General features: G+C 42.5%; 14 protein-coding genes. All 14 read right to left on the bottom strand.

Annotated elements, in window-relative coordinates:
- Positions 1–2 precede the first annotated feature (2 nt).
- The 14 genes from ACFVAD_RS19630 to ACFVAD_RS19565 all read right to left on the bottom strand — a co-directional run bounded on the left by ACFVAD_RS19630 (position 3) and on the right by ACFVAD_RS19565 (position 13,661).
- On the bottom strand, positions 3–764 hold the full coding sequence (locus tag ACFVAD_RS19630; protein ID WP_386644057.1) for a hypothetical protein: 762 nt from the start codon (positions 762–764) through the stop codon (positions 3–5).
- Positions 765–830: 66 nt separating this feature from the next.
- The gene (locus tag ACFVAD_RS19625) at positions 831–1,886 is read right to left on the bottom strand and encodes a Gfo/Idh/MocA family protein (RefSeq protein WP_386644055.1); all 1,056 of its coding nucleotides are present in this window, start codon (positions 1,884–1,886) and stop codon (positions 831–833) included.
- Between the two features lie 47 nt (positions 1,887–1,933).
- Positions 1,934–2,800: a sugar phosphate isomerase/epimerase family protein gene (locus tag ACFVAD_RS19620; RefSeq protein ID WP_386644052.1), complete on the bottom strand. Its 867-nt coding sequence runs from the start codon at positions 2,798–2,800 to the stop codon at positions 1,934–1,936.
- 20 nt (positions 2,801–2,820) lie between these two features.
- Entirely contained in the window at positions 2,821–3,963 is a 1,143-nt protein-coding gene (locus ACFVAD_RS19615) for a Gfo/Idh/MocA family protein (RefSeq protein ID WP_386644050.1), read from the bottom strand.
- Positions 3,964–3,997: 34 nt separating this feature from the next.
- On the bottom strand, positions 3,998–4,918 hold the full coding sequence (locus ACFVAD_RS19610) for an ROK family protein (protein ID WP_386644047.1): 921 nt from the start codon (positions 4,916–4,918) through the stop codon (positions 3,998–4,000).
- A 27-nt stretch (positions 4,919–4,945) separates the two neighbouring features.
- Entirely contained in the window at positions 4,946–5,974 is a 1,029-nt protein-coding gene (locus ACFVAD_RS19605) for an SIS domain-containing protein (protein WP_386644045.1), read from the bottom strand.
- The gene (locus ACFVAD_RS19600; protein ID WP_386644043.1) at positions 5,971–6,915 is read right to left on the bottom strand and encodes a 1-phosphofructokinase family hexose kinase; all 945 of its coding nucleotides are present in this window, start codon (positions 6,913–6,915) and stop codon (positions 5,971–5,973) included. Before ACFVAD_RS19600 ends, ACFVAD_RS19605 begins: the two co-directional genes overlap by 4 nt.
- Entirely contained in the window at positions 6,912–7,775 is an 864-nt protein-coding gene (gene fba, locus ACFVAD_RS19595; RefSeq protein WP_386644041.1) for a class II fructose-1,6-bisphosphate aldolase, read from the bottom strand. Before fba ends, ACFVAD_RS19600 begins: the two co-directional genes overlap by 4 nt.
- 76 nt (positions 7,776–7,851) lie before the next feature.
- Positions 7,852–8,583: a GntR family transcriptional regulator gene (locus ACFVAD_RS19590; RefSeq protein ID WP_386644039.1), complete on the bottom strand. Its 732-nt coding sequence runs from the start codon at positions 8,581–8,583 to the stop codon at positions 7,852–7,854.
- Between the two features lie 31 nt (positions 8,584–8,614).
- Complete coding sequence (locus ACFVAD_RS19585) at positions 8,615–10,267, bottom strand: DUF4091 domain-containing protein (protein WP_386644036.1); 1,653 nt, start codon at positions 10,265–10,267, stop codon at positions 8,615–8,617.
- A gap of 307 nt (positions 10,268–10,574) precedes the next feature.
- Entirely contained in the window at positions 10,575–11,144 is a 570-nt protein-coding gene (locus ACFVAD_RS19580) for a hypothetical protein (protein WP_386644033.1), read from the bottom strand.
- Between the two features lie 50 nt (positions 11,145–11,194).
- Entirely contained in the window at positions 11,195–11,650 is a 456-nt protein-coding gene (gene tsaA, locus ACFVAD_RS19575; RefSeq protein ID WP_386644031.1) for a tRNA (N6-threonylcarbamoyladenosine(37)-N6)-methyltransferase TrmO, read from the bottom strand.
- A gap of 5 nt (positions 11,651–11,655) precedes the next feature.
- Complete coding sequence (locus ACFVAD_RS19570; RefSeq protein ID WP_386644028.1) at positions 11,656–12,180, bottom strand: hypothetical protein; 525 nt, start codon at positions 12,178–12,180, stop codon at positions 11,656–11,658.
- The gene (locus ACFVAD_RS19565; RefSeq protein WP_386644026.1) at positions 12,177–13,661 is read right to left on the bottom strand and encodes an FAD-binding oxidoreductase; all 1,485 of its coding nucleotides are present in this window, start codon (positions 13,659–13,661) and stop codon (positions 12,177–12,179) included. The genes ACFVAD_RS19570 and ACFVAD_RS19565 overlap by 4 nt, the downstream gene beginning before the upstream one ends.
- Positions 13,662–13,719 lie beyond the last annotated feature (58 nt).

The raw sequence follows: 13,719 nt of genomic DNA, 5'->3' as shown, positions 1-13,719 counted from the left end.
CATTATGAGACCTCCCTTTTAATAAACGGCATGTTTTCCATAAGAGCAACCATTTCCTTTTGCAAAGATGCATCCACGATCATGGAATTTTCCACTATGGACCACGGATCCAATTTCACCCGCTGCCTTTTATCGTTTGATAAATAGCTCATTGCCTGATTTTCGGTTGAATATTCTATGACTGTATTTAGTGAAGACCATTCCATTTCCAATAACTCCTTATTGGAACAAAGAACAGTGTATTCGAGATGTGCCATGACATTTCCCTCAAATCTCACAGCCATGATCAGGTGTCCTGTCTCTGCATGATCGTCCATGACAGATTTAGCATAGATATTTTTCATCCCACCGAATACGCTGCCGGACACAAGCATATCCCCCAATGCTTTGTTAAAAATTGAGGAATGGTCAAACTGTCTTCGGAGCCTAAAAACCCCTTTTTTATTATTAGAATGCCCTTTTATTTCCTCAAGCATCCTTCTAGTAGAATCCTGGTGATGCAGATCAGCATATAAGTTAATGGTACCAGGCTTATGGTCCTTCCATTTTTCTATATGCTGCAGATAATATTCAGGTGATACAAAGATAACCTCTGCCCTTGCCATTAGTGTTTCCAATCCGGATATTCTTCCACTGACCAATAGCAAACTACTTTCTTCCCAAATGCCATTAAATAAGGCATCTTGCAACTTTTCACTGGTATCAATCTTTAACATCCCATTGCCCACATCGATATTATCATCCATATATATAATCATTTGCATTGGTCCATCACCCTCCTGCTTGAAAGAATTTGTTTTACTTATGACATATAAAAATAACGCTGTTGATCACGTAAAATAAATTTCCCTTTTACTTTCTGCTGACTCGTAGACAGCAGTCAATATTTTCATAATTTCATAGCCATCACTTATCGGCGCCAATAATACCGATCTTCCAAGGCAGCAGTCGATGAAATGGTTCACTTCGCTATGAAATGCCTGACGATAATCAAAGGCTTTTTTGTCTATTTGAGGATCAATGTTCATGATTGTATTATTCATTTCCTTTACCAGTAAAAGCTCAGGTTCGATTTCTGCGCCACCTTGATCTCCATACAATTTGATGGATGTTTCATCCTTCTTCATATGCAAGGTAAAGCTGACGTCAACAAAAAGTGATGCTCCGTTTTCAAATCGGATCAGTACATTTGCTAGGTCTTCTACATCATTTTTAATCGGATCGTAGTCTGCCGCTTTATAGAAATCAAGATTTTTGATATTGTTTCTGTTTCCAAGCCTGGAATAGGTATTCCCTGAAACCGAAATCGGCTTTGGTTTTCCCATCAGATACCAGCAAAGGTCAATGACATGCACGCCAAGGTCGATGAGGGGTCCGCCACCTGAGCGTTCCTTATCCGAAAACCATCCACCAGGGTTACCCAGTCTTCTCAGGATGGAGGCTTTTGCATAATATAACTCTCCCAATTCCCCTGAATCGATGAATTCCTTCAGGATTTTTGTATTGTTTCCAAAGCGTCTTACAAAACCGACCTGGGCTACCTTATTGGACTCCTCTGCCGCTTTTTTGACTTTATCCGCTTCTTCCAAAGTGATGCTGAGCGGTTTTTCCACCAGTACATGTTTTCCAGCTTGAAGACATGCCTCTGCTATTTCTGCATGGGAATTGTTCCAAGTGCAGATACTGACTGCATCAATGGCCTGATCATTCAAAAGCTCCCTGTAATCTGAATAAAGCTTCGGAACGTTATACTGTTGCCCTTTATCCTTTAGACGTTGCTCGTTAATATCACAAAAAGCTACCAGTTCAACATCATCATTTTTTAAATACGGGTTTATGTGATGTTCTGATATGGACCCAAGTCCAATGACACCTACTTTAAGCATTCGTTTACTCCCCCTTTGTTCTTTTTTAAACATTATTTGAAAAATACCTAAATTTTCTCCCATAAAGAGCGTAAGTTCTGAAAGCCCACTCTTGTACCAAGCCTGCAATCTTCCATCCCTTCGAACTCCAAGGATATGTATCCATCGTAATCCGAATACTTGATGATCTTCAGTATTTCCTGCATTTCAAGGTCTCCGTGTCCTGCTATGGCTCCTCTCAGATAGTTATCTGCTTTTGTTTTAAACCACCCTTCCCCTGGATCTTGTACGGGTTGGGTCCTGTAATAAAAATCCTTGATATGCACCATCGAAGCCAAGGAAAGGTTATTACGGACAGCTATTACAGGATTCTCATCCGCGCATAGAAAATTCCCAATATCCAAAGTGGTACGGAAATTCGGTCGATTCACTAGTTCTACAAGCAGTTTGACCCTATCACTTTCCTGGACAAAAAATCCGTGATTTTCCACACTGGTGATTATCCCGTATTGTTCGGCATGTGCTGCCACTTCCCTGCATGCTTCTGCTAAAATAGGAAGATCATCATAAAATTGTGATATATCAGCTTCTTTAGGAGGTCTTGAAGCAACATCATGGCGCATGAACTTCATTCCAAGTTCGTTTGCAATATCCACGTGCTTTTTTACCCTATCAATCTCCTTTTCCACTTCTGCATTTGTCTGTTGAATGAAGTTCGCTCCTATTGCATAGTTCGAAAGCTCCAAATCTAGCATCTCCGCTCGATTTCTTATTTCCATTACTAAGGAGTCATCTTCAAGCAGGTCAAAACCCAGTGGTACCACCTCAAAATGTTCAGCACCAATATTCTTCACCCAATCAAGGGCATCAAGAAATGAAATCTCTCCAGCCTTCATGGCTTTATATAAACTGTATGAACTTATGCCAAACTTCATTTTTGTCACCCCCACCTGTTTCATATTCTTTTAAATGTGATTTCCTCAAATCGTTCACCCATTGCAGATTCCCTTGCTTTTATACACATAAGAGCGCTGAGAATTCCATCCTCCAATGTTGAAATGGATAGGGCATTGCCCCTCATCATAGCTATAAAATTTCGCGCGAGATTCCTGTCCCCGCCAAAATGGGCCCTGTCTTTTTCGTTTATTACGTGTGTTTCCACCCTATTATTGTGATGCATGAACACCTTTATCGTATCGGTGTAAAAATCAAATTCTACTGTCCCTTTATACCCCATCAGCCTTGCTCCTCTTGCTTTTGCTTCCTTGCGCACAAAGAAGTTTTGCGAATAGACAGCGTGCATGCCGGTATCATAGCGGATGAGGACGCTTGCGGAATCATGGTTACCAGTATCGTTTGCGAAACAGCAGTATTCACCAAAGACCTGTTCCTCATTCAACCTCTTCATGACAGCGCTTTCTCGACAAGTATACTTTTCCTCGCAATTCACGCACATCAACCCAGCAGGCTTTTGCCCCTTGTAGATCTGTTTTGATTGCATCGCAGATATCTGAACTGGGGTGCTCCCAACAAGATAATTGATATAATCGAAGTCATGCGTCGCTTTTTGCAGAAACAGTCCCCCTGTTTCCTCCTCATCCCTGTACCACCCCTGATAATAATTCCCTCCATAGGGTACATTGTTTACTGCCTGAACATGTTCAATTGTACCTACAAGTCCTGAATCAATGATTTTTTTTACCTGCTCGATGATTGGAGTTGCCCTTAAAGGGAATGACACCATCACAGGAGAAGGGAATTCCTCATGTCCTTTTTTCAATTTCAGGAGATCCGTTTCATTGATCGCCACCGGCTTTTCCAGAAACAACGGGAGGTTATACGGAAATACTTTTAGTGCCATCTTGGTATGAAGGGAGCATCTCGTGCCGATGATAATACCATCCAGTTTCTCCTTCTCAAGCATATGTTCGGGAACTTCGTAGAAATGGATGTTGTTTGATTTCTCACCTAAACTCTCATTAATGATATCCGGACTTGTATCCGTAATGGCAGTCACATCACATTGCGGCTCCATCTGTTGCAAAGCTGCCATGATATGCCCTGCACGTTTTCCATATCCAATCACTCCTATTTTCAACGATGATTCCCTCCCATCACTTTTCATTTACCTTTTACAGGCTATCCGGTCTGATTTCCCCAAACATAATGGCATTTCTTTTTAGATAACGGGCTTTTGTAGCTGCTCCAAACAATCCGGATTTCTCCTTCAAAACGCTTTTTTCAAGCTTCAGAATCCAGTCATTTTGGATGGGATGCGTACATAATAGCTTGAATTTTTTATAAATCAGTTCAAAGAATTCAGGCTGATTATTGATCACCCCTCCGCCCAAGACGACCTTTTCCGGACCAAGTGAAGCAGTCAGCTGAAAAATCGCGAGTGCTAACCTAGTGGCTTTTTCTGAAAAAAATCCTTCCATTTCTAGATTTCCTGAATGCCATAACTTCATTCCTTCATCTATCGAGTTTATCTTGTATACTTCATTCAATTCCCTTTCCATAGCAGACCCGGAGGCATTGGATTCCAGCGTCCCCTTACCAATAGGGAAAAATCCGATCTCCCCTGCCGACCCGTCCCCACGAATAGGTTCACCCCTATGAAGTATCGTTGCAGCAATCCCTGTACTTACGGTTACATAAATAAAAATCTCCGAGACATGCTTTCGGACTGCATATTCACCTAGTGCCGCAGCTGAAACATCATGCTCCAAGCAAAATGTCCCATTTGGGAATTCCTTCTGAAGCATCCCTCTGAGAGGAAAATTCCGCCATGGAAGATTATTTTGATAGATGGCAATTCCCGATTCAATGTCCAGTATTCCTGGTAATGCCACTCCGAACCTATCAATCTGTTCCTTTTTCAAACCGGCTTTACCAATCGCTTGATACATTGTCGATAGCAGACAATCATACATTGCCTCCCGGGTTGCCACATCGCTTTTCTGAGTAAAATCAGAAACCCACTCCTTCTTATCATCCATTATCCCTGCCGCTATTTTGGTGCCCCCAATATCCACTGCCAATGTATAACCCATCTCATCCCTCCATTTTCAAGCAACCTATTAAATATTCAACCGAACGACCTGTGTCAGATTTCTTGGTCGATCAGGATCAAGTCCCAAATCAAGAGCTTTATAGAATGCCAGCAGTTGAAGATGAGGCATGCAAGCTACCAGCATCTCGTCAGAAGGCATTGAAGTTGGGAGCCTTACTGTAAAATCCCCAGTCAAGGATGAATCATCCTTGGTCATGACTACCACTGTCCCTCCTTTATTTTGGATATCAGAAACCACCGACTTATCATAATACTCTGAATTCTCGGACGATAAAAGGACAACCACTGTCGTTTCGTCCACTATAGATATAGGGCCATGACGAAATTCCAACGTCGAGTAGCTTTCGCATTCCGTCTGGGTCATTTCCTTTAATTTTAATGTCGCTTCCTTGGCAAGTCCATGAAAAGCACCTGCACCCAAAAATATATATCTTCCAAGCTTTTTATTTTGGGCAAGAGATTTCAGCATTTCTTTTTCTTTCATAACTTCTTTTGACAGTTCCGGCAAACCTTTAAGGAAGTTTTTCTTCGTTAAATCGTCTGTAGAAAAAGCTGCATACAACTGCAGGGCAAACAACATACACGAAAACGATTGGGTCATCACGACACTTTTTTCATCAATAAAGTCCAAAACGATCGAACGGTCCGAGAGAACAGCCGTTTTGCTATCTTTATTACACGTGATGGCCACCGTTTTTATGTCTTGTCTGTTCTTGACATGCTCAAGAGCTTTGACTACTTCGGTTGTGGTCCCCGATCGGGAGATGGCAACAAGCCGATAGGAGCACCCTTTTGCAAACACGCTGTCTTCTTCTATTAGAATTTCAGAAGACTGAACAGCAATCGCTGTTTTCCCGGTCGTTTTCTGATAATATTTTGCTGCCGAATGCGCCAGATAATAGGACGTTCCACAACCTGTGAAAATATGAATCTCATCTGCAGATACTGACGGAAGGTGAAAGCCCTCCATAACGACTAAAGTTTGTCGAAGTGCTTCATGTTGATTTGATATCTCATTCCAAGTATGACTGTTCATCCACTCACCTCTTCTATTTTTTCAACGGCTATATTTTCATAAAACCTCTCATAATCCTTTCTTATCACAATACCGGCACCTTCACTCAGCGCATTGGCCATTCCAGCTGCCATGCCGCTTTTTAATGCTTTCACCACGTCCTCTGATCTTTCAAGAACCAATGCCATCCCTGCAAAGGTTGCATCTCCACAACCAATCGTATTCACCGCTTGGATTGGTGCAATACGAGCTCTATATATTCCATCATTGGATATTCCGATTGCGCCGTCCTTTCCCATTGATACAAAAACATAGGATATGCCTTTTTTATAGATTTTACTTGCTTCTTCAATGATTTCCTTTTGTGAAACCAAAGGCTTCCCACAATACTCTTCCAACTCATGAATATTCGGTTTAATGATGGTAGGCCTGCTTGCGATGCAATCCCTGAATGCAGATCCACTGGCATCAACACCGACACTTATCCCCATATTCCGGATCATGGATACCAACTCCCGATAAGCGCCAGACCCGAGACCATCAGGCAGGCTTCCAGAAAGAAGGACAAGACTGCTTCCTGCTGTTATTGTTTTTAATAGTTCTTTAAACCCTTTCCAATCCTCTTGGTTTATTTGAAGCCCCTTTTCAAGGAGTTCGGTTTCCATCGATTGTGATTCATCAATGAGATTAAGGCAGGTCCTTGTTTCACCGGCCACTTCTTTCCACCTTTGCTGGATTGGATATACACTTAGCAGGCGTTTTAGCTCGCTTCCACTTGTACCTCCAACAAAACCAGTAACCGTCACATTGACTCCTAATGAGGATAGTACCTTTGCAGCGTTGACTCCCTTACCGCCGGGTTCAACCCTTTGCTTCGATATTCTGTTGGTTTTCCCCATCTGAAATGGAGAAATCCAATAGGTCTTATCGATGGCAGCATTCAGCGTGACAGTAGTAATCAACTTTGAGCGACCCTTTGTGACGAACCGAGAAGCTCGATTTTCTTCTCAACAATAGTCGATACCGCTTCCATGGCTGGGACTAGATACTTTCTCGGGTCAATCTGGTCTGGATTCTCCTGTAGGTAATTTTTCAATTCACTCGCAAATGCTACCTTCAACTCGGTAGAAAAATTTACTTTTGCTACTCCATATTGCAAGGCCTTCGTTACGCTTTCATCCGGGACCCCCGACGCACCATGCATGACTATCGGTATGTTCGTCAAGTTGAAAATCTCTTCCAAGAGGCCAAACCGAAGGTCAGGTTCCTTTTTATAAAGCCCATGTGCAGTCCCAAAGGCAGGGGCAAAAGAATCAATCCCTGTTTGCTTCACAAAAATACTAGCTGCTCCAGGATCTGTCATTAAGGCATTTGCCTCTTCCACCTCAAGATCATCTTCTACACCTCCGATGGTCCCCAGCTCCGCTTCCACAGGCACTCCCATCGGCCTTGCAACTTTCACTACACTTTCAACCAGTTTCACATTTTCTTCAAACGGTAAATGAGATCCATCTACCATAATCGATGTAAATCCAGCTCTCAGACATTTCATCGCAGTTTCAAAGGAGTCACCATGATCCAGATGGAGTGCAATGGGTATTTTCACTTTCTCGGCAGTTGCCTTCACCATGCTTACCAACCGGCCTATTTCCAAATATTTCAGCGTCCCTGGAGTGGCCTGAATGATTATCGGGGCACCCAACCGGTCCGCCTTGTCACATATTGCTTTTAAAATTTCAAGGTTATGCGCTGCAAACGCTCCAATGGCATAATGGTTTTTATAGGCGTCCTCCAACATTTCCTTACTGGATACTAAAGCCATTTATCATATCTCCTTTATTTAACCTAAATTCATTAGGTTGATAGGTTGACGGGTCAACTTGCGACAAAACAGAGTTTTAGATTAACTCTGTATAAAATCTGCATCTGTCGCCCCTGACAATTGATTTGCAATATTCCACCGGTTCCTTTTTTTCATTAAAAGCGACCCTCTCAAGCAACAATGCCGGATTTCCTTTTTCGACACCAAGCATAATGGCTTCTTTTTCCAGAATCAATATAGGTTCAAAAGACTCTTTTGCAGAAACCACGTTTGTCTCAAATTCATTGGCAAGCAAATCATATAATGGTATATCTCCAACCATCGTCATCTTATCTGGGTCATGGATGAATTTCTTGGGCAAGTAGGAAGATTCGAGGATGATGGGCTCGTCATTGGCACATCGAAGCCGTTTCAAATGTATCACCTCTTCATGAAGGTTCAGCTTGAGAGCCTTTGCAATGGTCTGATCAACACTTACCGTCTTTATTTCCAGGATGATGTCTTTGGGGTTGAGACCCTTCTCCCGCAGAATCTGACTGAAGCTATAGAAACCTGACAATGAGTGCTCGATTTTTGGCTTGTTGACAAAGGTGCCAGTGCCCTGAACTCTATAAAGGATCCCCTCATTCACTAAATCTTCAATCGCTTTTTTCGCCGTATTGCGACTTACCTTATATTGCTCCACCAATTGGTGCTCGGAAGGGATCTTATCTCCCGGCTTCCACTTCTGATCTAAGATGTTTTCTTTGAGGATTTCTTTTAATTGATGATAAAGTGGTACAAAACTTGATGAGTCCAATGCTTTCATACTTTTCTTCCTTTCAATCTCTTCTACATTTTTATATGCGGCTGAGTTGTGCTATCAGCTGATTTATTTCTTCTCTCTTATTCAGGATCCATTCACTGCTTCGTGGATATTCATGAAAAGTCAATGGCTTTTCCGAGTCTCTTTCCAATAATTCCAGGACATCATCTCGGCCAATCTTTTTTTCAAGAAGCTGCAGGGCACATAGATCCTGTAGTGCTTCAAAGAATACCTCGAGCCTGATGGATTCAATAGGCCCATCCTTTCCTGGATATACGAGAAATGCATCTCCAGAAGGATAACTGCAATCAGCATCAGTGTTTTGAAAAGGATTTATTTTCCTTTTGGATAGCTGGGAAAACCAGAAATTATAACCCCAATGAAGGAAGCCCTGAATGTTATATTTGTATAGTTGCATACCGATGATTCTATTTCGTGCAGATGGAAGGTTCATAAACCGGTTTGACACTTCCTTATACTGTGAACAGCAATAGTACGTCCACAGACCAGAAACATGATTCTCCAGAAAAGGCCCTAAGTGATTATTAGCAGGGATGGGATGTTCGATAAGTCCGTTCTTGTAAAAGTCATAGTCTGATAGTGCATCAATGATGGGGAATTCAGCGAGATGTACCCTTACCATTTCACTTGCCCTTCTATAGGACTCAAGGTGCTCTGTTCTTGGTTCGTCCGATATATGAAAGTAAACCCTATTCTCCATACCCTTTTCCTTGATGAAGTTCGTCAAGGCAGGAAGTAACTGTGAAAGGAAATTTCGATACTCCTCACCTGAGGCAACTGTTTCCCATCCGAATATTCTTTTTGTTATTCCATTTTCAACGGCAATGATCTTTGGTGCATGAGCCGCTCCCCATTGTGTAAAAAGATGCGCCATTTCAAAATATCTAATTCCTTTATCCAAAGAAAGCTGAATCCAGCGACCTAATTTTTCAAAAGAAAAACTGTATTGATCCCCGCGCTTACTTACATCTATCAGCTGCACTGTAGGCCTTTCCCCTCCAACTTCCGTATCCAATGGCGGGGTAAAAATAGGAGTAAGGATCATATTGATTCCATGTTTTACAGCAGTGTCCATGTATTTTGCAATCAAATCCCAATGTGCTTCACTGAAAACCTCCACCCGATAGTGCTCAGCCAGGCAATCTGTGTGAAACCATTCTGTGTGTATCAGCTTTTGCTCAGGCAATGTCTCTGACAGGACGGTCAAATCAAATGACTGTCTTGACAGGTGCTCCCCATCTTCAGTTTCAAATTTGATTAAAATGCTGTATGTTCCCGGCTCGATGCTTTCATCTAATTCTACTGTGCACCAAATGGATCGCCATTGGTTGGGAAGGCACGTGATGCCTGTGAAATTGATAGGGTACAACGGATCTGGATACAAACCAGGCGTTGAACGAAGAACCCATTCATCATGATCATGATAGGATGGAAGTTCTGAAGGTACCAATCCTACTGTTCGAAAATGAAGCCTGGCACCAAATACTGATTCCGATTTAACACGGACCTTTTTCATCAATGGTCCATTATTCCGATAAGCAACCTGAAAAGAGAAGATTTCATTCCTTAATGCAGATGCTTTTGAATAATTTTTCTCCTCCAAGTCCTTTTCAGCGAATACTTTTGCAAGGGAACTGATGCATTTCGTCTCGAACTTATTAAACATTGCCAATGTATCCCCCTCGATTGGATTTATATTTACTGAATATTTATAAAATAAAGATACCATTGTCAGGTTGATGGGTCAACCGGTTTTTTAGTTATTTAGATTATCTTCGCATTGAGCCTTGCCAGGCAATTTTTTTGTTTTTTTGAGAGACTCCACTTCCATCTTTTCTAGCTTGTTTCGTGGTCTCATTCCGCGTTTTTGAGACCGCGATTTCTTCTTTTCGCTTGTTTCGTGGTCTCAATTCCGCACCAAAAAGAGCCTTCCCCTCCATGTTCACAACACAGAGGACAAGGCTCCTACGATATCAATTCTTACTCCGCTTTATCCCGATCATCACCAAAACCGCAACCCCAAACACTATTCCTACAACCCATTTCAACGCACTCTCAAACCGTTTGAAACCAAAATTCCTATCTTCCAAATCCACTATATTTGTCGGCTCTTTCCCTTTCCCAAGCTCCTTCAGGTCCTCTTCTGCGAGTGAAATATCACTGCTTCTGCCACAGTCCATAATATACATTACCCCGTCACGCAAGTAAGGATAAAGAAGGTATTCATTTCCTTCCTGAAACCCGAATGTACAGCTGCTAGAGCTGTCGGTATAAATGATAGCTTGCGAATCCTCCATTCCCTTCCAGGATTCAGACACGGAAAAGAGCACTTTTTCGTATCGCTCCCCGTCAGACATAGTCTGATTCTTATGTATTTTTAGCACGGTGCCCCTGAATACTGCTGTGGCAACTTCCATCGCTTCGGTTGCAGTGTCAGGAGGGTCACAATCACAAGCCATTGCAGTAGGTGCTGGATAAATTAGCACCGATAAAACTGTAACCAATATCATGAGTTTAAGTAAATGCGTTCCTCCCCTAATCACACTTTTCCCCCCTTTGGGACACGTTCACTATCCCATCAAATTCACCACCATCACCAATAATTCCTCATGATCTCATCCACCCAGGCAGGCTGCCGTACCTGCCCCTTTGGCAAAAACTCCTTCATCACAGGCTTGATATCAATAACCGGAGTTCCGTCTATGCAATCCATGCCAGCGACTACAAGTATTCTTCCCTCACGTTTCAGAAGCTTTACCGTTGTGAGTCCAATGCGGTTTGGCCTGTTCTTTCCTCTTTGGGCAAAGATTCCGACCTTGGGAAGTCTTTCGTCATTTCTAGGGTGCCTTGCTCCTGCAATGATTTTTTCTTCTTCCACTTTATGAAAGTGGAAAAGTACCTCCAGATGCGAAAACTCCTCTATCCCGTCCAGTGCATCAGTCAGGAAGGCATCATCCAGAATGATCCTCGTTTCGATTCCTTCCCAATTGTCGTCCTCGATTTCCGCTCTATCGTTTTTTGCAATACCGATTGGCTTTACCACCACCATATCTATCAGTCTCCTATTTCATTGGATTTTTCCATAGCATCCTTTTTTCGAAAAAACTCTCCAATAGCGCAAACCATCATCAAACACCCAAATAAATTCAGGAAAAAGCTTGGCGAAAGCACATATACAAGCGACAGCCCTATCATTGCACATCCAACAAGTAAATAATGATGCACCGCATGTAAATGATATTCCTTTTGCTCTATATGCCAGGCCCGGAAATATCCCTGCAGGAATCCCAATAAAATTTGGATCAGCAGTACAACATAGGGTAGGGAGTCAAACGGGGTACGAATAAGCCCCACTGCGAGATAAACCGTCCCCATCCCTGCGTAAACAAAAAATATGTAGGGTCGCCCCTTATTTTTTTTCGTCTGATAAACCCGATATCCCCATGCTGCTGCAAAAGAGAACATAGCAAAGAACCATGCAAATAGTGTATACGTCATGGAGGCTTCTTTCAGCCAAATGATGTAATATGGCAAGATGGCGACTTGCCCAACTGTTACAATAAGGGGGATATTTTTCATGATGTGCTTCCTTCTTTAAGATAATAGTCATAAAAAAGGTTCTGGAAGACTTCATTCGGATCTCTACGCATTTTCTCCACCTGAAACTCTTCCCAATCAGGATAAGACTTCCTAAACTGCTCTTTCGTCTGATAGCGGTAATAAGGAAGATAATAGGTCCCGCCATGGTCGAGTGTCAGATCCGTCCAATTCTGAATGATGTCTTTTGCCCCCTCGATCTCTTCTTCCTGCAAACCATGCTGAATGAGAATCACGAGTCCAAACATATCCTCTGTAGCATAGTTCAATGAGGTCACCTCGTCCTTTGACGCATAGCGGACAGTGATGTTGTGCACTTTGAAGTCCTCTTTGCTGTCATTGGAAGCGAGCAATTTCTTCAGATCCTGAAGATACTCTTCATAGGAATCGACAGGAACAAAATATTCCTGCAGCACCTCAACACGTCCCGGCGTGGTGTATTCCATGAAAGTTGACTCTGAACGCATCACATTATTCCTAGTAATCTTTTTACCATCGATTGAACCAATATAATGCCTTTGCGATTCCCAGAACAGGTCCTCGAGTTTGCCGCCTTTCCGGCCAATATCCAAGGCAAGCTTACTTATGCGAATTCCTTGTTCATTTTTTAAAGGTGTTTCCTTGTCAATCTCTCCTGTGTAGTCATAGTTGATAGCATACATTTCCTCGAGAAACGTTTCTGGTGCTACACTGACCCTCGCGTAGTGCATGGCGGTCTTATCATCGTCCATTAACTCATTAAAGTAATCTTCATACTCTTCAGTTTTCAATTCCTCCGTCCGGATGGTATAGACGTCATTTTCCGTCAATTCCAATGTGACATCCAATATGATTCCGAATAAACCATATCCCCCGAATACGTATTTCATCCATTCCTCGGAATCCGCCCGTGTAACTGAAATGATTTCACCAGTCGGGGTGAGCAGGGTCATTTCCTTCACCGTCCCAGCCATCGGGCCAAATCGGATATCCCTACCATGGGCATTTACAGACAGGGAGCCTCCGATAGTAAAAATCGATTGGGACTGTGTAACTTTCAGCGCAAGGCCATATGGTGTGATTGCTTCCTGGACATCCTCCCAAGACGCTCCCGCTTCAACTCGGATCGTCTTGTTCTCTTCATCAATTTCCAGAATTTTATCCAAGCTGCGCATATCCAGCACGACACCATCTTTATAGTAGGTATGGCCGCCCTGTGAATGCTGCAGTCCGGCAAGGGAAATTTTGTACCCCTTCTCATTAGCCTCTTTGATAATTTTCTGCAAGTCCGGGCGGTTATTAGCCTCCATTACTCGTTCGACTCTCTCAGGAAGGAGCCCAGTATAATCCGTTGCGAGATTGCTTTGTGTAAGCCCATATTTTCTTTTTTCGATTGGAATATTCCATAGTATCAAACTTAGAAATACCAAAACCAATATTCCAAGAAACCATGGCCTCTTCGTCACTTTCGTTATTGTCTGCATACCAACACCTACATATATTAATTTTGTCATACTTATCTATTATTCTATTATTCACCAA

It is taken from the genome of Sutcliffiella sp. NPDC057660, assembly GCF_042800035.1.
Classification (GTDB): domain Bacteria; phylum Bacillota; class Bacilli; order Bacillales; family Bacillaceae_I; genus Sutcliffiella_A.
Note: the sequence above shows the minus strand (reverse complement) of the source record. Positions and strands in the feature narration are given on the sequence as shown.

What these genes read in the sequence shown, in the direction of transcription:
- ACFVAD_RS19630 (WP_386644057.1), bottom strand. Translation starts at nt 764, where the DNA reads ATGCAAATGATTATATATATGGATGATAATATCGATGTGGGCAATGGG.
- ACFVAD_RS19625 (WP_386644055.1), bottom strand. Translation starts at nt 1,886, where the DNA reads ATGCTTAAAGTAGGTGTCATTGGACTTGGGTCCATATCAGAACATCAC.
- ACFVAD_RS19620 (WP_386644052.1), bottom strand. Translation starts at nt 2,800, where the DNA reads ATGAAGTTTGGCATAAGTTCATACAGTTTATATAAAGCCATGAAGGCT.
- ACFVAD_RS19610 (WP_386644047.1), bottom strand. Translation starts at nt 4,918, where the DNA reads ATGGGTTATACATTGGCAGTGGATATTGGGGGCACCAAAATAGCGGCA.
- ACFVAD_RS19605 (WP_386644045.1), bottom strand. Translation starts at nt 5,974, where the DNA reads ATGAACAGTCATACTTGGAATGAGATATCAAATCAACATGAAGCACTT.
- fba (WP_386644041.1), bottom strand. Translation starts at nt 7,775, where the DNA reads ATGGCTTTAGTATCCAGTAAGGAAATGTTGGAGGACGCCTATAAAAAC.
- ACFVAD_RS19590 (WP_386644039.1), bottom strand. Translation starts at nt 8,583, where the DNA reads ATGAAAGCATTGGACTCATCAAGTTTTGTACCACTTTATCATCAATTA.
- ACFVAD_RS19585 (WP_386644036.1), bottom strand. Translation starts at nt 10,267, where the DNA reads ATGTTTAATAAGTTCGAGACGAAATGCATCAGTTCCCTTGCAAAAGTA.
- tsaA (WP_386644031.1), bottom strand. Translation starts at nt 11,650, where the DNA reads ATGGTGGTGGTAAAGCCAATCGGTATTGCAAAAAACGATAGAGCGGAA.
- ACFVAD_RS19570 (WP_386644028.1), bottom strand. Translation starts at nt 12,180, where the DNA reads ATGAAAAATATCCCCCTTATTGTAACAGTTGGGCAAGTCGCCATCTTG.
- ACFVAD_RS19565 (WP_386644026.1), bottom strand. Translation starts at nt 13,661, where the DNA reads ATGCAGACAATAACGAAAGTGACGAAGAGGCCATGGTTTCTTGGAATA.